Annotated in this window: 12 protein-coding genes; 6 read left to right on the forward strand and 6 right to left on the reverse strand. The window is 67.3% G+C overall.

Going from position 1 to position 22,866, the window contains the following annotated elements; translation table 11 throughout:
• Window positions 1-15 precede the first annotated feature (15 nt).
• Both ACI79H_RS11840 and ACI79H_RS11845 read right to left on the reverse strand, forming a co-directional pair.
• Window positions 16-1,947 (reverse strand): DEAD/DEAH box helicase family protein, encoded by a 1,932-nt coding sequence (locus tag ACI79H_RS11840; protein ID WP_456554589.1) that lies wholly within the window; start codon window positions 1,945-1,947, stop codon window positions 16-18.
• A gap of 215 nt (window positions 1,948-2,162) precedes the next feature.
• A complete protein-coding gene (locus ACI79H_RS11845) occupies window positions 2,163-4,415 on the reverse strand; it encodes a sigma factor-like helix-turn-helix DNA-binding protein (RefSeq protein WP_456554590.1) in 2,253 nt (750 codons plus the stop codon).
• Between the two features lie 262 nt (window positions 4,416-4,677).
• Here ACI79H_RS11845 and ACI79H_RS11850 point away from each other — a divergent pair, with 262 nt between their 5' ends.
• Window positions 4,678-6,114, forward strand: coding sequence for a DNA phosphorothioation-associated putative methyltransferase (locus tag ACI79H_RS11850; RefSeq protein ID WP_456554591.1), 1,437 nt, complete (start codon window positions 4,678-4,680; stop codon window positions 6,112-6,114).
• On the opposite strand, the gene dndA is transcribed toward ACI79H_RS11850, so the two are convergent.
• The gene (gene dndA, locus ACI79H_RS11855) at window positions 6,111-7,247 is read right to left on the reverse strand and encodes a cysteine desulfurase DndA (RefSeq protein WP_456554592.1); all 1,137 of its coding nucleotides are present in this window, start codon (window positions 7,245-7,247) and stop codon (window positions 6,111-6,113) included. The two genes, ACI79H_RS11850 and dndA, sit on opposite strands and share 4 nt — an antisense overlap.
• A gap of 211 nt (window positions 7,248-7,458) precedes the next feature.
• Between dndA and dndB the strand changes: the two genes are divergently transcribed.
• From dndB to dndE, 4 genes are read left to right on the forward strand one after another with little or no spacing between them, the layout of a single operon-like run.
• Window positions 7,459-8,646 carry a DNA sulfur modification protein DndB gene (gene dndB / locus ACI79H_RS11860; RefSeq protein WP_456554593.1) on the forward strand — a complete coding sequence of 396 codons (1,188 nt, stop codon included), beginning with the start codon at window positions 7,459-7,461 and terminating at the stop codon, window positions 8,644-8,646.
• A complete protein-coding gene (gene dndC / locus ACI79H_RS11865; protein ID WP_456554594.1) occupies window positions 8,643-10,229 on the forward strand; it encodes a DNA phosphorothioation system sulfurtransferase DndC in 1,587 nt (528 codons plus the stop codon). The genes dndB and dndC overlap by 4 nt, the downstream gene beginning before the upstream one ends.
• Window positions 10,226-12,235 (forward strand): DNA sulfur modification protein DndD, encoded by a 2,010-nt coding sequence (gene dndD / locus ACI79H_RS11870; RefSeq protein ID WP_456554595.1) that lies wholly within the window; start codon window positions 10,226-10,228, stop codon window positions 12,233-12,235. Before dndC ends, dndD begins: the two co-directional genes overlap by 4 nt.
• A gap of 59 nt (window positions 12,236-12,294) precedes the next feature.
• On the forward strand, window positions 12,295-12,657 hold the full coding sequence (gene dndE / locus ACI79H_RS11875; RefSeq protein ID WP_456554669.1) for a DNA sulfur modification protein DndE: 363 nt from the start codon (window positions 12,295-12,297) through the stop codon (window positions 12,655-12,657).
• A gap of 1,290 nt (window positions 12,658-13,947) precedes the next feature.
• Here dndE and ACI79H_RS11880 read toward each other — a convergent pair.
• From ACI79H_RS11880 to ACI79H_RS11890, 3 genes are read right to left on the reverse strand one after another with little or no spacing between them, the layout of a single operon-like run.
• Window positions 13,948-14,532, reverse strand: coding sequence for a hypothetical protein (locus ACI79H_RS11880; RefSeq protein WP_456554596.1), 585 nt, complete (start codon window positions 14,530-14,532; stop codon window positions 13,948-13,950).
• 28 nt (window positions 14,533-14,560) lie between these two features.
• Window positions 14,561-17,797 carry a UvrD-helicase domain-containing protein gene (locus tag ACI79H_RS11885; protein ID WP_456554597.1) on the reverse strand — a complete coding sequence of 1,079 codons (3,237 nt, stop codon included), beginning with the start codon at window positions 17,795-17,797 and terminating at the stop codon, window positions 14,561-14,563.
• Window positions 17,794-20,889 carry a PD-(D/E)XK nuclease family protein gene (locus tag ACI79H_RS11890; RefSeq protein WP_456554598.1) on the reverse strand — a complete coding sequence of 1,032 codons (3,096 nt, stop codon included), beginning with the start codon at window positions 20,887-20,889 and terminating at the stop codon, window positions 17,794-17,796. The genes ACI79H_RS11885 and ACI79H_RS11890 overlap by 4 nt, the downstream gene beginning before the upstream one ends.
• 595 nt (window positions 20,890-21,484) lie before the next feature.
• Between ACI79H_RS11890 and ACI79H_RS11895 the strand changes: the two genes are divergently transcribed.
• Entirely contained in the window at window positions 21,485-22,765 is a 1,281-nt protein-coding gene (locus ACI79H_RS11895) for an SIR2 family protein (RefSeq protein WP_456554599.1), read from the forward strand.
• Window positions 22,766-22,866 lie beyond the last annotated feature (101 nt).

Raw genomic sequence — 22,866 nt, forward strand, 5'->3', positions numbered from 1 at the left:
TCACCGAACGCCGGGTCAGAGGTGCATTAACTGATAGCGCTCTTTGAGTGGGCGTAGTGCGGCCAGGGTATCGCCGTAATTCTCGGCGAGTTTCCCGAACTCGTTGACGCGAGCCAGCTCGCGAATCAACAGCTTGCGCTCGACATCAAAGTTGACAGGGGCGCCCTCCTTAGGGACGGCGATGTAGTCGAGAATCTCGGCGCGCTCTTTGCCCGGGGCTCGCCGCAGGATGCGACCCCGTCGCTGAATGAATTGCCGCGGGTTGCTGCTGCTGGCGAGCAGGTACGCAAGCCGGGCATCAGGTACGTCCACGCCCTCGTCGAGACACCGCATCGCTACGAGCGCCCGCAAGTCCGCGCCGGATGCAAACCGGCGCAACAACGCGGCACGCTCTCGGCGGGGTGTGTCGGAGACATAGGTGTGAGCGCTGACGCCAAGCTGATTGCCGAGCAGGTCCATCACCTGGTCGATTTGCTTGGGACCAGGTAGCTCGCCGGATTCGCTCGGACGCCGGCCCTCGGCGCAGTAGACGAGCTGAAACCAGTCGCGCGCTCGCTGCTCTACGTCTTGGCGAAGCGCGGGCAGCTTCCCGGCTGCATGACCGAGAACGCCCGTCCGCTTGCGGAGCAACTGACCCAGGGCGGAGTCCGAGTCGTCGGAGAAGGTCTCACCGGCTGCAAGGCGCAGGGCGATCTGCGCAGTCAAGTCCGCATAGAGCGTGGTCTCAGCTTCCGTCAGCTCGACCAGGCGCGGAACGTACCGGTACCGGCACAAGGCGCCCAGCTCGATGGCGCCCCCCAGGTCAAGCTCGTAGACCACGGGGCCGAAGTAGTCGGCCAGGGCTGCCGTACCCTCGTCGTCCAACCACCTCTCCGGGGTGGCAGAGAGCGCCAATCTGTATGTCGCACGCTCTGGCAGAGCGGCGCGGTACGTCGCCGAACCTAGGTTGTGGGCTTCGTCGGCGATAACCAGCAGCGGTTGGGAGATGCGGCTCAAGACATCCTGGAATCGAGGGCCGGCGAACGAAGCATTCGTCGCCACAAGGGCTACGACGGGTCGCTGCCCGAGGCGGGACGCCATGAGTTGTTCCTCGACGACGGGCAACCATCGATCGCTGGACTCGTAAATGGCAATCGGCCGGACACCGAAAGCCTCCACCTCATCCAGCCACTGGTCGACGAGGTGCTGGAGGGGGGCGAGGACGAGGACGACGAGCGGTTCTTCGCGTCGGGCGAGCACACGACTCAACTGTGTCGCGGCCATGAGCGCCGTCTTGGTCTTTCCCGTCCCGGTGGCCATCTTGAGGATGCCCCGCCCTTGGTTGCGTAGCCACCTCTCCACGGCTTCTCGCTGATAGAGCCGTGAGATCACACTGGATGGGATGTCGAGACGGGCGGTGTCATTCGTTGGCGCTGTCGCTGCGGTGCGGGCTTCATCCGTCTCGGGTGGCTCAGCACGCGGCCTCTCGCGGGCCACCTCGATGAGTCGGTCCCGGGCGACCTCGGGGAAGTCCAATACCCTCAGGTTTGGCGTAGCGTCATTCCACAGTTCCTCGAAGTCTGCCTCGAGGCGAAGAGCCCTTGAGCCGTCTCCAGGCACCCAGCCGTGGTACACCTCAATAGACTCAAAGTTGGCCAGCAGACCTCCCATGGTCTCGTTTGCACTGCCTGTGAAGGCAACCAAATCACCAGCGCCGTCGCGAAGGACGCCCAACTTCTCGTGGTAGATACCGATCCGACCATGGCGCTCAACGAATGCAAGCTTGATGTCCAGTACGCCGTCAGCAATGAGCCGTCCAACGAGGCTTAGTCCGTCGAGGATGTGGGGTGTCTCTTCACTACCCAATTCGCGCAAGGCGGCGCGTTCGACAACTTCCCGTAGTTCGTAGCCTCGCTCAATGTCGGCGATGTCGGCTGGATCCAGGTGTGGTGACGCGATTAGTCGCATGCTCCCGCCCCGTTCCGCGAGGCGATTAATGCCCCGCGCGAAAAGGGCGAGACTGGTCGAGGTGAAGTAGCCGACGGCGCGGCTGTAGCTGGTCGCTGATGAGAGAGCCGGGACATAAAATGACTGGACGACATTTTCTCGGTCGCTGCGGTAGCGCCCAGCGAGATGGAGCGATCTGAGCCCCGCGGACGGAACTGAATCAGCGAGGGGTCCCGTCACAGCAGGTCCAAGATGTCGCTGATGTCCGTCTCTGCGACGGGCGTGGTGGCCACGGCATCGGTGAGCTGATCACGGACCTGTACCAGCAGATCGGCGACGTCCTCGTCGCCGCGTTCCCGATAGCCGCCGATGACGGTGACCGGGGTGGCGCCCTCGGGGAGGCATATCGCAGCGCCTAGTGCGGTAAGCGCTTCCTCGCCGAGCAGCCTGTCGTCATGACCGACGAGCCGGAGGGCGTCGGCGAGGAGGTCGCCTGTCAGCGGCGCAACGCGCTGAACATCGAACCGCCCGTCGTCGTGGATGACGCAGAACACCTGTTCACCAGTTCCCACGTCGTCGTGTACGAGGAATCTACGGATGGTGCCGAAAGCCGGCTGGAGACCAGTCCAAGCAATGGCTTGAGGACCCAGGGGGGACTCGAGGTGCCGAGTCGTCCCCGGCTCGACCCCGGCGACGCTGGCAACGCCGATAGGTGCAACCGAGCTGCTGCCGCGGAGGTGGTCCGTCGTTACGGAGACTCGGTACAGCCAGCTGTCACCCCGTCGGTAAAGCCGGCGAGTCCGCTCAGGTGATTTCTTCGCCGTCCGGTCTCCTCGGGAGATCCGCACGGTGCCATGGCCGTTTTCGAATGGGTGGGCGCTCGCGTACGCGATCACGCTGCTCGCAGAGACGCTGTATCGGCTGGTGATGTGCTCGATGAGCTCCTCGAGCACGACCTCGCCACCATGAGCGGCGACCTGCTGTCGGATCACGTCGCGGATCCCGCCGTAGGACTCATGACCCCACTCGCTCAGGGACCAGCGGTCCCGATCCACACGCACAAACCGGCCGTCCGTCGACATGGCGTTTTTTAGTGAACCGGTACTCCGCTCCACACCGAAGCGATCGACCAGTTCCTGTGCAGACATGGGAGAACCCGTGACGGACAGGATTGCGGCAGCGCGGTCCCCGACGGACTGCGTGCGGATGTAAACGAATGCGCCATCAACGATATAGCCGCAGTGCTTCACCCACGCCTCGAGCACTCCAAGTGGGTGTCGAAGGGTCCCCACCGGCGCTATGTCGCCGTAGTCCTCCAAGCGGACAACGCCGTACCGGTCAGCTAGGTCCTCCAGACGTGCATGAGTTTTTGCTGTGGCGCTCGCCATGGATGGTGTTGCGCACCACCCAGCGTCGATCTCATAGCTGTCGTCTAGGCGGTCGAGCACGCGCCACACTGGCCACCCGACGCTCTCAACCTCGTCGGCGAGCGACGGCATCGCGGTGAGCACGTCTGCGAGCGGGAGTACCCCCTGTATCTGTGCGCGGACCACGTCGCCGAGGTCAGCGAGGGGACCCTCGGGTTCGAGGAGATCAACCAATTTGGCGCGGGCCTTCGCCTCCAGCTGGCGCACGCGCTCGCGGGTGACGCCGTGGAGTTGGCCGAGGTCATCGAGGGTCTCCGGCGTGTCTGCGAAGAATCGTCGGGCGAGGACGTCTAGTACACGCGGTTCGAGAATGCTGAAAGCCGACTCGATCAGTGCGGCGGCGCCGAGGCGCTCGGTCTCCTCGCCGAGGACGTCGGTGGCACTGACCTCGCTGAGTTGCCGCTGGAGGTTTTGTAGGTCGTCGGGCATGCCCAAGAGCGGCGGATCGGTCAGCATGGGGAGGTCGGTGCGTCCGAGGAGAGCGAACCACGTGGCGAGACGGTTGAGCTCGCCCACGAGTGGGGCAGCTGAGGAGGGCATCGCCCACTCTGTCGGCCACTCCTTGCTCGTCCAGTCGAACATGTCCTGTTGAAGCGGGGGACGGTCAACAGGAGGTCGCTCCACGAGCGGCTCGGTGCGGGCCGTAGCCGCGTCTCCGAACGTGCGAAGGACGCTCTCCACACTGCCGATCCCGACGTTCCGCCAGTCCAGCATGTCTCCGAGCCAGATGTGCTGGAGGTCGGAGACGGTCCGATAGCCGAAGCGCGCGAAGACGTTCCTGATCCTCGTGTTGAGGTTCAAGCTTTCTAGGACGACGTCTCCGGGAAGCCCCGGGAAAATTTGTCCGATCGTCCAGCGGCTGAGCCGCTCCAGAGCGAGGTCCGTCACTCGGGCGAGGTGTTGCGACCGAGAACTGCTCCCGACCGGGTCGATGGGCTGGAGCCACCACGCGTTGACGTCACCTCCGACCTCCCGGGCGGCGGTGTCGAGCCACGGGAAAGCGTCGACCCAACGGAGGAGGGGTTCCCCGACGGTCGAGGCGTCCTCGTTCGCTGGTGCCATGACGTGCCCCCGTGCGCATGCAGTGGCCCTCGGGGTCTGCTGGGCATCCCCGGAACCAGTCCCGTGGTCGGCTGATCGGTGTCCAAACGGCATTGTGCGCTGGCTCGGGCGCAACAGGCGCTGCGACGCCCAGCGTGTGCCCCGATGGAGTAGCGCCTGCGACGCAGGTGGCCAATGGGCCACAAGTGCCGGAGCCCTGCAGGATGACCAGGCTGCTACATCGGGGGTAACTTCCAGCGGTCTGGTCGCCTAGCCTCCCGCTGTGGCCCCCTACGAAGTTGAGGTACTGCGCCACCGCACTGCGATCGCCCGCCAGCAGCTTTCGATGCCAGTGCGCCGGGCCCTGGAGGACGGGGTCCTGCGTCGTGACTCGTCGGTGCTGGACTTCGGAAGCGGCCGCGGGGGCGACGTCGCGAGACTCCGTGCCATGGGAATGGAGGCGCATGGGTGGGATCCCCACTTCGCGCGCGAGGCGATTCCCGAGCAAAGTGATGCCGTCCTGCTGGTCTACGTGCTCAACGTGATCGAGGACGCGACCGAGCGGCTGGACACGCTCCGCAAAGCGTGGTCACTCGCGGGAGACGTGCTAGTCGTGAGCGCTCGGCTCTCGTGGGAGAAGCGTCGGGTCACGGGCGACAACTTCGCTGACGGAACCGTGACGAGCCGGCACACTTTCCAGCGACTCTTTAGCCCCGGTGAGCTTCGCACCCTCGTGGAGGCTGTGACGGGAGCCCGCACCGCGGCCGGCGCGCCCGGGGTCGTCTATGCGTTCAAGGCCGAGACCGAACGGCTGAGGTTCCTTGCTCGAAGGACGACTGGCGAGGGCGATTGGTTGGGCAGTGAGGAGGAGACGTCGGCCATCGCAGCCGTGATTGACTACTTCGAGCGCAGGGGGCGTCTGCCCGCGATCGAGGAGTACCCCGATCGCCTGTTGCCCTTGCTGCGTCACGTACGGCAGTCGGAGCTGCGGCGGATGGTCGTGGATGGGGCGGCGCGTGAACGGGTTGAGCATGGTCGAGCCCGCACGTTGTTGGACACGCTCTTGTTCCTCGGGGTGTCTGTCTTCTCGGGGCGGCCGCGGATGAACGACCTGCCGCTCGGCATACAGCTGGACCTTCGCGCCTGTTTCAACAGCTATCGAGAGGCGTGTGCCCGGGCCGACCGACTACTCCTCAAGCTGCGAGATGACTCGTATCTACGGGGCGCCATGCGAAACAGCGTCGGCAAGCTGACCCCGACAGCTCTGTACGTGCACCGCCGAGCGGTGAACCTAATGCCCGTGGTGCTTCGCCTGTACGAGCACTGTGGAGCCGTGGCGGCTGGCCGTCCTGAAGGTTGGGCGATCCTTAAGCTCAATCACAGCGGGCGCCAGGTGGCCTGGTCGTCGTACCCCACCTTCGAAACAGAGCCGCACCCGCGTCTCGCCTGGTCTTACGCAGTATCGATGTCATCTCTCGACGCGTCATTCACGTCCTACGAGCAGCGGGACAATCGCCCCCTGCTCCACCGAAAGGAAGAGTTCCTCGCCCCAGAGGATGCGGCGTCGCCGAAATACCGCCGACTCACGGCGCAAGAGGTCCGGGCGGGCCTCTACGACCGGCCCGAGGTCATCGGGTTAGAGCAGGGCTGGGAAGCCGAACTGGCTCGCTGCGGTGTCGAGCTGCGCGGTCATCGCCTCGTCAGATCGCGCGCCCACTAGATCCCGCGGAGACCGTTGACCCGGCGAGCTGCTTCAGACCAGTCGACCGATTCCGCGTCGTGCCACCACGACAGTCGCACAGCACCACGGACGCGTGGCTCAGGCAGATTCATGGCCGTCAAGACGTGACTGGGCTGGTAGCTGGCTGACGTGCACGCGCTCCCGTTGGATACCGCGACGAGGTCTCTCCACGCCAGCATCACAGCCTCTCCATCGGCGCCCGGGAACGAGACGTTAAGGATGTGGGGCAAGCGTCGGTCGGGGTCGCCATTGAGCTGGGGCTCCGCCGGGCTCAGTGCGTCGAGGACCGCAGTCCGTTGCGCCTCGGTCGCCCGGCGACGCTCATCCCGCTCCGAGTTGGCAAGTGCAGCCGCAAGACCGAAGCCGGCAATGAGCGGTACGGGCAGCGTGCCGGGGCGCAGGCCACGCTCCTGGCCCCCGCCGAAAGTCAGCGGCTCCAAGGGTGGCCGCCGCCACCCTCGGCGGCGTGCGATGAGAGCGCCCACTCCCTTGGGGCCGAAGACCTTGTGAGCGCTCAACGACAACAGGTCGATGCGCGGCAAGCTGAGTTCCTCGTTGAGCTTGCCGAAGGTTTGAGCGGCATCCACGTGGAGGTATGCCTCTCGATCAGCTAGTCCTCGGCAGATGTCCTCGATCGGTTGGATGGCACCTGTCTCATTGTTCGCGTGCATGACGGACACGAGGAGCGTGTCGTCGCGAATCGCCTCCAGGATCCGCTGGGCATCGACAATGCCGTTGGTCTGCGGCGGGATGAAGTCGACCTCAAAACCGACCTTCGCCAGCTGCGCGAAGGGTTCCAGCACAGCCTTGTGCTCGATGGCGGTGGTCACGAGGTGGCGCCGTCCGGTGGACTCGCCATGTGCGCGCAGGCCCAGGATGGCGAGATTGTCCGCCTCGGTAGCGCCGGAGGTGAAAACGACTTCCTCAGGAGCAGCGCCGACGCTCTCGGCGATCCGCCGACGTGCCATCGACACCTCCGAGAGCGCCTCCGCGCCGTACTCGTGCGTGCGACTGCCGGCGTTGCCGAACGCCTCGGTCATCAACCGCACCACCACGTCGGCCACCCGGGGGTCGACAGGAGTGGTGGCACTGACGTCCCAGTAGGCCGGCATGACTGCTCCTCAGGGCTGTGGACAGGAGGCTTGCGGTCCTCGGCAGGCTGCATGCTATCGACGATGGGCGACACGTTACGTGAAGTTTTTGACGTAGAACCGTTTCCAGTTTAACGTCTGCTCTGACGGATGCGGCCGCGGCGCGGGGAGGAGTGGCACGAGCATGACAGGCAGTCAGGACACTTCTGCGCAGGCGACAGGTGCCGAGCCGATGGAGCCGGGGACGACAGGCGACGAGCCCTTGCAGGCCGGGACGTATGGGGACGCAGGCGAGTCCGCCTATGAGTACGTGTTGCCTGCCATTCGGGGGGTCCAGGCCGGGACGACGTTCTTCGTGACCATGATCCCGCTGCGCGTCATCGCGAAGCTCTTCGTGTTCGACGGCGACGAGCTGGCTCCCGAGCTTCGAGCCCAGCGCAGCCTGAACAAAGGGCGCCTGCCGGAGCTCGTGCGGTACATGGTCGAGAACCCGACGAGCTACACGTTCTCGGCGTTGACGGCCAGCATCGACGGCACCGTTCGGTTTGAACCAGCGGGAGACGACCCTCAGACCAGCCTGCTCGGCAAGCTCCGCGTCCCGATGGAGTCCCGCTTCGTCATCAATGACGGCCAGCACCGGCACGCCGCGATCAAGGAAGCCCTCCAGCAGCTCCCGTCACTTGGCCAGGAGATGATCGCCGTCGTCTTCTACTTGGACGTTGGTCTGCAGCGGTGTCAGCAGATGTTCGCCGACCTGAACAGACACGCCGTCCGTCCGTCGAAGTCCATCGGCGTCCTCTACGACCACCGCGATACCCACGCCAGCCTTTCCCGCCTCCTGGTCCTGCGTTGCCCGGTGTTCCGCGGGTTCGTCGAGATGGAGAGCTCCAGTCTGGCTAAGGCCTCGCGCAAGCTCTTCACGCTCTCAGCGGTGCACGGAGCGACGCGCACCCTGCTGGAGGGGCTCGGCGAGATGGATCAGGAACAGGCGTTCGATCTCGCAGACCGATGGTGGCGGGCAGTTGATGAGCAACTACCCGAGTGGCAGGGCGTGCGAGCTCGGGAGATGCGTTCGCCAGAGGTTCGGGCGGACTTCATCCACACGCACGGAATCACGTTGGCCGCGCTTGCCCGAGCCGGGAACACGTTGCTACGAACCGATCGAGGCGTCGAGGCATGGCGCCCAAGGCTCGCGGGGCTCCGGACATTGGACTGGAGCCGGCAAAACCCCCTCTGGGAGGGTCGGGCCCTGGTCGGTGGCCGGGTCGTCAAGGGGCAGACCAACGTCCTCCTGACCACAGCCGCAATTCGTCAGCACCTCGGTATGGACTTGCCACCCGACGAGCGACGTGCGGAGGACGCCCTCATGGGCGCGGGGGCACACCCGAACGCAGACACGGCAATGAGGAGTGACCAGTGACCACCAGCCCCGAGAGCACAACGGCTGTTCCCGGCGTCGGCGGTGCGAAGACCGTTGCCGTCAGCCTGAGCCGACGGTCGGCGTTCGCAGATGGCATGCGCGCGGCTGTCGACGCACTCGTGGACGAGACGGCCCGGCTGTACCTCGAGGACGACGTGCCTTGGGTCGTCGGTTACTCGGGGGGCAAGGACTCCACGGCGGTGCTCCAGCTGGTATGGATGGCAATTTCCCGCATCCCGGCCGATCAACGGCATAAGACCGTGCATGTCATCACCACTGACACGCTTGTCGAGAACCCGATCGTCGCGGCGTGGGTAAGCCGCAGTCTGGATGTGCTGGGTGAGACGGCGACAGCGCAGGGACTTCCGATCGAGCCGCACCGCCTCACTCCGGCGGTGGAGGACAGTTTTTGGGTCAACCTGATTGGCCGCGGCTACCCGGCGCCGCGGCCGAAGTTCCGCTGGTGCACGGAGCGGCTAAAGATCAAGCCGAGCAACGCCTTCATTCGCGGTGTCGTTCGCCGCCACGGGGAGGCCATCCTCGTACTGGGCGTCCGCAAGGCGGAGTCGCGGGCCCGAGCGAAGACGATGGCTGCCGCGGCGGCAGCGGGGCGGGTCCGCGACCGGCTGTCCCCGAACGTCAGTCTGCCCAACTCACTCGTGTACTCACCTGTTGAGGACTGGACCAACGACGATGTCTGGACCTTCCTCATGCAGGTGGAGAATCCCTGGGGCTATTCGAATCGGGATCTTCTGACCCTGTACCAGGGGGCGAGCTCGGATGGCGAATGTCCTCTGGTGGTCGATTCCACGACGCCGTCGTGTGGGTCGAGCCGGTTTGGCTGCTGGACCTGCACCCTGGTGGACCAGGACAAGTCCATGACGGCCATGATCACGAACGACGCGGACAAGGAATGGATGAGCCCACTCCTGGAGCTCCGCAACGCACTTGACCTCAGTGACGACCGGGATCTGCGCGACTTCCGGCGGATGAACGGCACCGTGCAGCTCTTCCACGACCAGCCGATCCACGGCCCATACCTGCAGTCGGCGCGGCACGACTGGCTGCGCCGCCTCCTGAGCGCTCAGACTGAGATCCGAAAGTACGGTCCGGACAACGTGCGGGACATCGAGCTGATCACAATGGCCGAGCTCGAAGAGATCCGGCGTATCTGGGTCGTGGACAAGCACGAGTTCGAAGACGCCTTGCCTCACATCTATGAGGAGGCGACGGGTCGGCCCTACACGGGGCCGGAGCTCAGCGAGCGCCTGGCTCTAGGGCGTACTGAGGTCGAGATCCTCGCGGAGCTTTGTGGCGACGACCGGGTCCATTTCGAGATGGTTCGCGAGCTGCTCGACGTCGAGCAGCGACACCGCCTGAAGGTGCGACGCAGTGGGCTCTTTGGGGCCCTCGAGTCTGCGTTGAGCAAGGGCTTCTACGACGACGTCGTGGATGCGGCCGACCGCGCTCGACACCGAAAGGCCGTGTTGGCAGGCGCGACTGGCCCGAGCGTCGATCCCTTGGATGTCGCCGACGGTTGGGTGCAGCGCAGCGATGAGGAGAGCAACGGAGCAGCCGAGTGATCCTCGACGAACTGGTACTGAATGACTTCGGCGCTTTCGCTGGTCGCCAGGTGCTCCCCCTGGCTCCGCAGGATGACCGACCGGTCGTCCTCGTCGGTGCACTGAACGGCACAGGTAAGACCACGGTTCTCGAGGCGCTGCAGCTGGCCCTGTTCGGCGCGCTCGCCCCCCAGGGCGGACGTCGGGGGATGAGCTATGAGGCTTACCTTCGTGCGGCCATCAACGACAAGCAGGACCCTGCCGTGGGGGCCGCGGTCGAGCTCGCCTTCCGGGCGCACATGGACGGTGCCTTCCGATCCCTGCGGGTCCGTCGCAGCTGGTGGAGCACACGGAACGAAAAGATCCGCGAGCAGGTGCGGGTGGACGTGGACGGCAAGGCTCATGCCGCCCTCTCAGAGCGGTGGACGGAGCACGTCGAGGCATTCGTACCCCGCGGAGTCGCGCATCTCTTCTTCTTTGACGGCGAGCAGATCGAGGCATTCGCTGACTTGGAGGTCAGTCGAGGTCTCCTGGAGACGGCCATCGGCGGGCTTCTCGGGCTCAACCTGGTAGATCGGCTGGTTGCGGACCTGGAGGTGCTCGAACGTCGCAAGAAATCCGAGGCCGTCCAGGATGAGGAGGATGCTCGCTACTTGCACAGCCTCGAGGTCGCGCTCGAGGCGACTCGCCGGCGGGAACGTGACGCTCGGCAGGCGGTCGACCAGGCTGCGCAGCGCCACGCTCGGTCTCTAGAGCGCAAGGCGGCTGCTGAGGATCGCTTCCAGCGCGAAGGTGGTCGTTCGCACGAGGTCCGTTCGGAGATTGAGATGCGGGCCCGTGATGCTCAAGTGGCACGGGGTCTCACTGAGTCCCGTCTGGTGGAGGTCATGGGTGAACTGACTCCACTCTTGATGGTTCCCGACCTCGTCCACTCCACAGCCAAGCGCGCCGCCCAGCTGCAGCGCCAGGAGGAGGATCGCCGGGTGGTCCAGGTCCTGGCTCGGCGTGATGAGGAGGTCCTCGACCTCATCCGGCAGCTCGCGGACGACGGTCAGCTGGGTGCAGGTGCGATGGAGAGTGTTAAGCGCCTGCTCAGCGCAGATCGGGAACGCCGGTCCGGCACGCATGTTGACGCCGTCTTCCAGGTCGCCCCGGAGATGACCAACCTCCTACAGGGGCTCGTCAACGGAGGGCTCGATCGCCTTGCCGAATCGGTACGCGATCTGTTGATGGCCCATGAGGAAGCCCTCGACGCCGTTGACCGCGCTGACGTAGAGCTCGCCTCCGTGCCCAACGCCGACGCTCTGCACGAACTGATCCTCGAGCGGGAGCGAGCAGCAGAGGAAGAGCGGGAAGCCGGGGAACTGCTAGCTGCGGCTCGGGAGACTCATGCAGCCATTGAGGCGGAGCTCAGCAAGGCCCTGCGTAAGCAAGAACAGCAGCTTGAGCGAGCAGCCCGGGAGCGCTTGGCAGCCGAGGATGGTGACCGGTTGCTTCGTCACTCGGAGAAGGCCCGCGCGACCCTCCGACGACTCCGCGAGGAGGCGACCTCGCGTCACGCGCAGCAGATCCAGGCACACGTGCTCGAAGCTGCACAGAGCTTGCTGCGAAAAGAGAGCCTGCTCAGCAGCGTAGAAATCGATCCCTCCACCCACCGTCTCGCTCTGCTCGACGCGGAGGCCAGGGAGATCATCCCTTCGAAGTTGTCCGCTGGCGAGCGTCAGATGATCGCAGTGAGCTTGTTGTGGGGCCTCGCCAAGGCTGCCGGCCGTCCGCTCCCCGTCGTCATCGACACACCGCTTGGCCGCTTGGACCGCAGTCATCGCAAGACCTTCGTCGAGACCTACCTGCCCAATGCGTCCCACCAGGTGATCGTCCTGTCGACCGACGCGGAAGTCGACGGTGACGCGATCCAGCGCCTCGGTGCTGCAGTGAGCCACACCGTCCACTTGGTGCATGACCCCAAGACGCGAAGTTCTCGCATCGAGTCCGGTTACGTGACCGAGCTGACGGGGGACGTGGCGTGATTGAGCAGCGAAGTGACTTCAGCGGGGGAAGTCACGAGGCACCAGCACCTCCGGCCACCGTGCGGTTGTCAAAGCAGACGCGGGAGCAGATAGCCACGCTGAAGCGGCGAACGGGTATTCGACACATGAACGTGCTTTGTCGGTGGGCACTTTGCCGGTCATTGTCCGAACCGTCCGACCCGTCGGTGCAGTCATCAGATACGGCGACGGAGATCGAGTGGGATGTGTTCGCCGGGGCGGGAGGGCGTCTGTGGTGGAGCCTGCTGCTCGAAGCCGGATGGAGCCGTGGCGTGAATCCGTCGTCCTCGGAGGCTGACGCTCTTCTTCGTGCTCACATTGCCCGAGGCATGTCCTACTTGGTCGGGGATCCAGCCATCAAGGACGTCACGAGCCTAGCGAGGCTGGCCCTCGCACCGATGTAGGTGGTCGTCGGCGTTGTGTAGAGGGCGATGTCTCCTTCCCCGACCGGATGGCTTCTGACTCAAAAACACTGGCTTTGACCTGGACATACCGGGCGCGACAGTTGAGCATGCCCTCTCGCTCTGACTGCCAAGCCGGACCGGGATCGTCACAGTTTGGTACAGACAGATCCGCTGGATGGACCCGGGGGGCGGAGGCGGGTAGTTTCCATTGCGTTTCTCTTGGGGGCGGCGAGGGTCGCTGATCTCAGGCGCAGCGATGACGGGAGAAGGTTGACGGCGGGGTTTGAGTCGGATTTCGGGACCCGGCCGACGCCTGTAACGGTGGACGAGTTGGTGGCGCTGCTAGCCCCTGGAGACATCGGTGGGCAGGTGCACGGGAGCCAGTCCGGCGCAATAGGCGGACATGTCCGAGTCAACTCTCGGCGTTCTGGCGACGTAGTCGACGGGCGCATGCGCCAGAGAATCCTAAAGCTGGCAGCCGAGAAGGACCTCACTAACGAGAGTGTCCGGGAATGCCTGGGTGTTGACCGTACTGACGCTCTTCGGATCCTACGCGGCTTGACCGCCCAGGGAATCCTCGAGCGTCGAGGCGCGAAGCGTGGCACCCATTACGTAGTAGCTGCTACCTATGTGCCCGAGGGAACTCGTGGCGGTCCTGATGGCGATGGCGAAATCGAGCCATCGTTGCCTACTGAGGCATTACGGTCGGATCCCTGTCTGGAGGCGGGCTTCAACGCACGCGTTCGTAGCGACGTTGAGGTCATACGACCACTCCTGAATGGCTGGTATCTCGAGATGCTGGATAAGCTCGGAGGCCTTGAGTTCGCCCGGTATGTGCTGCGGCGACCGAAGCCGCTTCGTCTACTGAGAAGACTTCACGGGAGGGAGCTCCTGGGCTACAGCATAGAGTCCGCGGCCCTCGACCCTTCGTTCGAGCGTTTGTTCACGAAAGATGAGTTGCACACGGCGAGGCTGCGAATGGTGGAGCTTGCTTCTACGGGATAAACCTCTGGCGAAACTTGCGCGCGCATCGTGACGAAGAGGCGGGTGTCGCGCTACTAGCCGGGGGGCTGAAACGGCGGCAAGGCGCAGGTCTTTGCTTTGGAGCTGCCACTGGAAGCGGTCCACACTGGCCGGAAGGCCACGGTGCCCGGTCCATTTGATGCCGCGTCTGGGACAGGCTCGCCACGGGAGCTATGAGAGATGGGCCATACCCAACTTCCCGCCTACGTCGCCAACAGCGTCATGCCTCTGGCGAGCTGCCCGGCGACGGTCCGGGGTGCGAAGCGGTCAGGCGCAGTAGTCGCAGCGACCGCTGGCGGGAAGCACCATGTTGTGGGTAGAGCAGATCTTGGGCGAAGCGGGCGCGGGCTTCTGCCGGCGTGTCCGCTCGACGGTGTGGAGCGACGTCTGCTTGGCGATGAAGAGCGCCGTCATCTGTGGTGCTGCGTCGTCGGGAACACTTTCGCAGTAAGCGCGGTAGCAGGTGAGGCGGTCAACGGCGGCGGCGTGCTGCCGCTCGGCGAACGAGGCGAAGCCCCCCGGGTGCTCGTGGTTGACGTACCCGTCGCCCACGCCGCCGGTCCCGCCCCTGACGACCAGAGCTGACAGAGGGGGCTTGCCCTCGGTGAGGGTGGCAGCCTGCACTGGTCCGAGCACCTGACCGATCCAGTGGCCCAGCATCATGCGGGTCCGGTAGCCCGTCCTGTCGAACAACTGGTGAGCGAGTTGTTCGTACGTGATCGAGCCGCCGTAGGTGGATGCGACCCTCTCGAGAATTTCTTCTGTGGCCTGCACCCAAGCAGCTACCGCCACCTGCCAGTCGACCTTCTTCCTCGGGTCCGAGTCGTGCCAGGTGCCAGGTGACTCAGCCATCACCGCCTCCGAGATCCACCAGTTGCCTTCATCTTGTCGACGGCGCAGGGACGAGGTGTGCCCTGGCTGGTGTCAGGAATGCGAGCTGCTGGTCCACGGAGCTCGCGCCGCCAGCGGCCATCAGCAGGCGCCCGTACGTCCGGATCTGGGGCGCGTAGTACTGCGCGCGGGCGGCGATGGCCTTGGCCGGGATGGCGTCCGTCTTGTAGTCGACGACCACCAGAGAGCCGTCGTCTTCCCGGTAGACGAGGTCGACGTAGCCCTCGAGAACGCTCCCATCGTCCTGCACCGTGCCGACGTACATCTCCCGCCAGTGCTCGCGCGCCGCCGCCCGCTGCACGACCTCGGACGACAACGCCGACCGCACCAGCGCGGTCACGACGTCCGCGTGGCTCTCCACGCCCTCGGAGACGCACTGCGCGGCCACCGCATCGTCCAAACACGCGCCGTTCGCCAGATCGACCGACTGCAGCACCCCGTGCACGGCCCGCCCGATCGCCGTGCCGTACCTACCCTTCGACCAGGCGGGCAGTTCGACGTTGAGCGGCCCCTTGGCGCCACCGGGCTCCTCGGCACCAAATACCGCTGAGGGCTCCGTGCCCTCCAGCCCCGACGCCGACATCGCTGAGGCGTGAGCGCTCGACGCCCGCACGCGGGTCAGCTCGGCAAGCCACTCGTCGTACTCCTGCGGCGTGGTTCGCGCGGTCCCCTCCACGAGAGCCGGCAGATCGGCCGGAAGCTCACCTGCCGACCATGCTTCAGCCCTCTCGACCGCCAGGCCGTCGTCCGCCAGCAACCGCGCGGCCGTCTGCGTCGAGGAGGCCGCCGACCGGTGCAGGGACACCACGAGGTGGTCCCGTGCGCGGGTCGCGGCCACGTACAAGAGTCGGCGGCGCTCGCGGTCGTCCATCTGCTCGTCGATCGGCGCCGCCACGTCGAAGTCGCCGGTGGTCACGCCCTTGCGCAGCGACACCTCGTAGCCGCCGGTCGCCGGCCACAGCACCCGCACTCCGGACTGGTTGCGCGGCCCCGCCGTCATGCCGCTCATGACGACGATGGGGAACTCCAGCCCCTTGGCCGCGTGGATGGTCATCACCCGGACCGCGCTGGCGTCGGTCTCCGGCAGCGACGCCTCGACCACCCGCGACGTCTCTTCGCCCTGCTGCGCCGCCCACGCCAGGTAGGCGCGCAGCCCGCCGTGCTCGGACTCCGACCACGCCCGCGCCTGGTCGACGACGAAGCGCAGCCGCCGCCACTGGTCCCGGGCACGGGGCCCGGTTGCGGCCACCTCGAGCATCCGGCGCTCCGCGACGAGCGCCGCGAGCACCTCGCTCGGCGCCATCCAGCGCGACCGGTAGTGCAGCCGGCGCAGGTGCTCCAGCGCCCGCGCGACCGGATGCGCGGCACGGGCCTCGTCCACCGGCGCAAGGAGGTTGAGCACTCCGCCGTCGCGCTTCCAGGTCCACAGGTCGTCATCCCCGCAGCCGTACAGCGGCGACCGGAGCGCGGTGACCAACGCCAGGCCGTCGCTCGGGTCCGCGATGGCGCGGGCGGCGGCCAGCAGGTCCCGCACCTCCTGCGCCTCGTACACCAGCGAGCTCGCCTCGGCCCGGTACGGGATGCCGGCCGCATCCAGGGCATCCTCGAGGAAAGGCAGCGACGTGCGAGCCGGCACGAGGACGACGATGTCCGCCAGTCGCGCCGGCCGCCAGACCTCGTCGTCCTCGTCGAAGACCTGCCAGCCCTCGGCGATCGCCCGCCGGATCACCCCGGCGACGTCGGCAGCCTCGAGTTCGCGAAGTTCGGCGGCCGAGAGCTTGCCCGGGTGGGCGTCCGCGCCCAGCGCCACCACAGCCGGCGAGCCGGCGGCCGGCTCACGCCATGGGACCAGCGGCGTGTAGGCGGGCTGGGCATCCGGCTCGGCGACGATCAGCCGGCCGAAGACGTTGTTGACCCACGAGACGATGGGCTCAGTGGTCCGGAAGTTCGTCGTCAGGCGGACGTCGTTGCCGATCACCCGCTGCGAGCGCAGGTACATGCCGATGTCCGCGCGCCGGAACCGGTAGATCGACTGCTTGGGATCGCCGACGACGAACAGCGATCCGGGCGGGACGGCGACGTCCTCCCATCGTTCCTGCACAGCCTCCGCGCCTCCGGCGATCCGCACCGCCAGCTCGATCTGGATGGGGTCGGTGTCCTGGAACTCGTCGAGCAGCAGCCGCGGATACCGCGCCTGCAGAGCGGCGCGGACGTCGGCCCGGCGCCGCAGCAGGTCCCGGGAAAGCACCAGCAGGTCATGGAACTCCAGCCGGCCGGCGGCGCGGCGCTCCTCTGCCGCCTCGAGGACCCGCGCGGCGATCCACCGGCTGAGCAGCCGCAGCGTCGTCTCGAGGACCTCGTTGACCAGTTCACCGGCGTCAGCGATGAGTTGCTTGCAGTCCGCCTTGAGCTCGTCGAGCGCCGGCTTGCCGCCCCAGTTCTTGGCCTGCCCGTACCGCGTCTTGAGGCCCGTGGCGTCGCGCAGCACCTCGAGCCGCTGCGCCGCGTCCACGGCCGCGTCCAGGCGGAGACCCCATGCGCCGATCGCCTGCAGGTCGGGGAGGAACTTGTCGCCCGCGTCGGTGCATCCGTCGGCGCGCGCAGCCAGCTCGGCCGCGGTGTGAACCAGCCGATCGAGATCCCGCAGTTCCGGCATCCCGGGCTCGTCGCCGGCCAGCACCCGCTCGGCGACCAGGTCCCAGTCGGCGTTGAAGAGCTTGCCCAGTGACCGCAGGTTCTCCAGGGTCACGCCGGCCGACATGGCCAGCAGCAGGGCCGGCGCGATCGCGTCGTCGTCCAGCAGCCGCTTGCGCTGCTCGGCCCAGCGTTCCTCGAAGGCGACCGCGCTGCTGAGTTCGTCCGCCACCTCGAGCAGCGGCGGCAGGCCGGCCTCGATCGGGTGCTCGCCCAGGATGCGCTGCGCGAAGGAGTGCAGGGTGCCGATCGCGGCGCCGTCGAGGTCGTCGAGAGCCCGCTCGGCACGCTCGTCATCGACCCGCTCCAGCTCTGCGCGAAGGCGGTCACGCAACTCGGCGCCGGCCTTCTCGGTGAAGGTGACGGCGGCGATCGAGCGCATCTCGACCCCGTCGACCAGGACCAGCCGGGTGATCCGGTCGACCAGGCTCTTGGTCTTGCCCGAGCCGGCGCCGGCCTCGACGAAGAGCGTCTCGCCCGTGTCCTCGCAGATGGTTCGGCGGGCCTCGGCGTCGGACAGGGGAGTGGTCACGCGTCGTCTCCGTCGGTGTCGGCGGCCGGCAGCGGCTCGATGAGGGCCACCAGCTCGGCCAGCCGCGGGTCCCGCTTGGTGCGCAGCCATCGCGACCGGGCCTGGCCGTGGCCGATGCCGTCGGGGTTGCAGTAGGCGCACTGCACGTAGGCGTAGTCGTCCTTCTCCGGCGGCCGCGCGGGGAAGAGGCCGCCGCGGATGCCGGTGACGATCGTCTGCAACGTCTGCGCGTAGACCTGCTCCACCTCCGGGGTCAGGGGAACCGCGATGCGCCCCTTGTCCTTCCGGACGAACCAGTATGCGGCCTCGACCTCGTCATCAGGCCGGTCGTACGCCTGGCGGGCGGCGTGCGCGTAGACCGGGAGCTGCAGCTTCGAGCCGCCCCGCACGGGGTCGTCCGCGCCGAGGCCCTTGAACGACGTGGCGCTGCCGCTCTTGATGTCGGTGACGACGAGCCGGCCGTCCTCGGTCTCGTCCACCTTGTCGGCCGATCCGCGCATGAGCACCGTGCCGCCGTCTGGAAGCCGGACGACGACCGGATCGGCCCCGTTCATGCCGAAGGCCAGCTCGCTGGCGATCACGCGCACCCGGTGCTCCGCCCGCCATTCGTCGTCCGCGACGAGCATGGCCTGGAGGTCGGCCTGGACTCGGACCAGCGTCTGCTGCCACAACCGGGGATGACCGGTGCGGCCATCGGCCGCGAACCGGGCGGCCGTGACGTCGGCGATCTCGGCCAGCCGACGTCGGTGCCCGTCCCGCCACGGCTCGCCGAAGCCGGGCAGCTCGTCGGCGAACTCCTTGACCAGTGCGTCGAAGGACTCGTGCATCAGCGTGCCGATGTCGGCCGGGCTGATCGTGATGACGTCCTCCGGCTGTTCCACCGGCTGGACGCCGAGGATCCGCTCGATGAAGTACGCATGCGGGCAGCCGGCGTACTTCTCCAGGGCGGTGGGGGAGACGGCGCGCTCTCCGGCCGCGTAATCGGGCAGGCCTTCGGCCACCGCGGACAGGTCGCCGTCGAAGCGGGTGAACCGGCTGCTGTCCCTACCGGTGGCCAGTTCGTGCGCGGCGGCCACGACGGCGTCGTCCACCTGCACGCCCGCGTGCGCAGCCTGGGTGCGCCACTCCTGCTCGCACGCCGGGTCCGGCGTGGTGGTGAGGGAACCGGCGAAGGACGGCGAGGTGGTGAGTCCGTCGATGGGCGCCTTCTCCCACTGGGTGGCCGACAGGCGCTCGTTGCCCGACAGCTGACGCAGGGTCGGCAGCAGCCAGCGGCTGGGCAGGTGCCGGCTCTTGGTGCGGAGGTCTCCGCGCGGGAAGGAGGCCACCACCTCGGGTGCCGCGGAGAACGCAGCCAGGAGCGCGCGGTGGGCGGTGTCGATCCGCTCGCGGTAGCTGAGCAGCTGGCCGTCACTGGCGTCGCGGGCGCGTTCGGGGAGCAGTGGGTCTTCGCGGAGGCGGCCGGGGTAGAGGGATTCGGCCAGGCCGAGGACGAAGACGACATCCGCCTCCAGCCCGATCGCTGCTGACACGGGCGCGACCAGGACGCCGTCGCCGAACCGGCCGACGCGGGGAAGGGCGCTCTCCAGCTGGCTGGCCAGCGTCTCGCGGAGGGCAGGCAGCGCGGCGGGCGCCCCGAGGCCGTCCAGGGTGCCGAGGGCCCGCAGCGCCTGCACGACCGCGGCCGCGGCGTACTGCTCCTCCACGGGCAGCTTCGTGAGCTCCTCGGCCTCACCGATCAGGGAGTGCATCAGGTCGAGCGCCCACTCGCTCAGCTCCCGCCAGCTGGCCAGCTGCGTCCCGCGGTGCAGTTCGGTGCATAGACCCGTGGCGAAGCCGCGCAGCTGGTCCGCGTTGTGGATGTCCGACTCCAGCCGGGCCAGGCGGCCGCTGCTGGCACCGTCGAGCCTCGCCTGCGCGAGCTGCTCGCGGTGGTCATCGGCGTAGCGCCGCAGGCGGAGATCCCAGTCGTCGCCCTGCACGACGCCCGCCGTGCGGGACAGCCGCTCCCACCGAGAGACGGGGATGCGGTCACCGCCCGCGGTGCGCATGGGCGCCGTGGCCAGTACACGGAAGAGGTCGCCTCGGGGGACCTCGTTGGCGGCCAGTTCGAGCAGCTCGAGGACGGCCCGGGCGATGGCGCGCTCGTGCACCGGGCGGGTGCCGGGGCCGTTGACCGTGATGCCGGCGGACGCCAGGTGCTCGTGCAGGAGCCGGGCGTACGGGTTGCGGGTGGCGTAGAGGACGGCGACGCGGTGGGGCTTCGTGGTCTTCAGAGCCCGGACGACGTCCCGGACGACGCAGCGGACCTCGTCGTCGGCGTCGGAGGCGGTGAGGACCCGCGTGGCCGTGGGCGGCGACGGCGTCTCGCATGCCTCGGGCGCCTCGACGTCGATGCGGTCCAAGGATCGGCCGACGGCGGCATCGGCCTTCGCGCTGCCGGTGAGCCCGGCGACGACGCGCAGCTGGCCGGTGCCGGCCAGCGCCTGGACGAAGCCGGCCTCGGCCTGGGTGAGAGCCTGGGGCAGGTAGAGCACGACCGTGCCGACCTCGGCGACGCGCTGCGGCTCGGAACGGGCGATCTCCGTCGCAGCGTGGATGAGGTCTGTCTCGTCGTACCAGCTGGGGGCCAGGCTGGCGTGGACGTCGCGGTACAGGCGCACGAGGTCGGGGGAGAGGCTGGTGGCGCCGGCGACCGCGTCCAGGGCGACGTCGTCGAGGTCGCGCAGCTCCCGGCCGGCCCGCACTAAGGCTTCGACGGTCGCCGGGTGGTCGGCGACCTCGGCGAAGACGCCGGGCGACTTGCTCAGGGCCGCGCGCCAGGACGCGGCGACCACGGGGCTGGTAGCGGGCCGGCGGGGGTGCAGGCGAGGGGCGGCCAGCTGCTCGGCGAGCCGGGCGATCGTCGTGGGGAAGAGCGCGGCCACCCCGCGGTGCCCGTCGTCGAGCCCCTGGGCGAGGAAGCGGCGCGCGACGATGCCGGCGATGTTGTTCGGCACCAGGACGGTGACCGGCCGCAGCGGGTCCTCGCCCTTGGCGTCCCGGACGGTGCTCCGGAGCTGCTCGAGCGCAGCGCGGCCGTACGCAGTCATGCATCCCCCGTGGTGTCGACCGCGGCGGACCGTAGCAGCGAGATGTCCCGCTGTGGGCGGATGCGGGACTCATCCGTCCCGTTCGTCACTCCTGGTGGGGAAGGCACTCGGACAGCTGCGGAGTCCGCAGCTCGAAGTGCTCGGCAGGCAGCCTGTGGCCGGCAGTTCTGAATGTTCGAGGGGCGCCCGAAATTCGCTTGGTCGCTTGCGCGGGCACGCGTTCCGTTACCGCTTCCTTGAGAATGCCCTTGTGGCCGCTCATGTGTTCGTCGTACCAGGCACGTTGGATTACCTGCACTGCGACGATGTCGTGGTCTCAACTGACGCACGTGGCGTGACCGGCGTGAGTTCGTACTGGTGGCCGGCCATGGGGTGGCGAGACCCGAGCGATGCGCGACCGTGGTCCCACGTCCGTCTTGACGAGGCCAGAGTCCTCCAGCTTGATCCCGCCGTACGAGAGGGTGGTGGACCGCGACGTTGGCTTCTCGACGTGGGGTCCCGCGCTGGCGATGTCGGCTGGCTCCGAGCGGGCGTCCGCGAGGTGATGGCTGCCATCGCTGAATCGGGCCCGGGCCCTACTGGGCTGCCGCGTCGCGTGGCACTACCCGTGGTCGGAGTGGGCGGCGGTGGTCACGGTCATCAGCGGGGTGCGGTCGTCGCCGGGCTTCTGGACCAGCTGAGCGCGGCCCCGGACTCCCTCGACGTCGTTCTTGTCGCCAACAGTCGCGCGGATTACTCAGCACTCCAGGCGCGGCGCCAGGCCCTCAGTATGGGCCGTCTCTCAACCGAAGAGCTCGAGCGCACGGCGTCATCGTTGGCCCGCCGGGCACGAGCCGGGCAGCTAGCTGTGTTCATGGGGGCGGGCACCGGGGTTGCTGCGGGACTTCCCACTTGGAGTGGCCTTCTTGCGAAGCTGGCTGCGGAGCTGGACGTACCGGGCGGGGCCGAAGCGCTCTCCCGGATGAGCCCTCTGGATGCCGCCGAAGTGCTTCGCCGCATCGCCAACGCCGAGGCGACGAGTGGTGGGCGTTCTGGGAAGACGGAGAAGACCCTTGGCGAGCATGTCGCATCGGCTCTTGGCGAGCCGCAGCGCTACGCGCTCGCCCATGTCCTGCTGGCGGCGCTCGGATCTGAGCAGGTCATCACCACGAATTTCGACGACTTGTACGAGAAGGCCGTCGCCGCAATCACGGGCCGCGACATCCCCGTCGTCCTGCCAGACCGAGACCCCGAGGATGACCTCCGTCGCGGCGCCGGATGGCTGCTCAAGTTGCATGGGGATGCCTCGCGGCCGGACAGCATCGTGCTGGACCGTCGGTCGTTCGTCCGGTACGACGCGACCCAGCGGCCGCTTGCCAGCGTTCTGCAATCGACCCTCTTGACCAAGCACCTCCTGGTCGTCGGCGCCTCCATGACCGACGACAACGTCATCCGCCTCGTGCACGAGGTCGCCTCGCTCAATGAAGAGCGCGATCGGCGCCCGACCATGGGAACGCTGCTCACGCTGGAAAAGCAGGAGCTCAGCCAGAGACTGTGGTCGCCAGAGTTCGAGACCGTTGCGCTGGGTCCGGCCGCTCCTGCTCACGAGACGCGTGAGGCCGCCTCGACTCGCATGGCGATTGCCGGCCGAGAGCTGGAGATCCTCCTTGACCGGGTTGCCGCGTTGGCTGCGCAGGACTCTGTGCACCATCTCATCGACGCGCGTTACCGGGATCTCTTCGCCGAGGATGCGGGCGAAGAGCAGCTGGCGGCCGAGCAGCTGAGAAGCGCCGCGGCTGCCATCAGGAAGTTCCTGCCGGCAACGTCACGTGCGGTCGAGTGGCAGCAGGTACTCACGCAGCTGGAAAGCTGGGGTGCTCGGTCGACGAGGGGTTAGGCATGGATCCCGACCCGTCCCGTCAGGAGCAGCGGCAGGTGGCGTAGATGCTCAGGCGCATCCCACAGGACTGGCACAGCGGCGTCTCATGAACAGTGCGG

The sequence above is a fragment of the Blastococcus sp. SYSU D01042 genome (genome assembly GCF_054050515.1).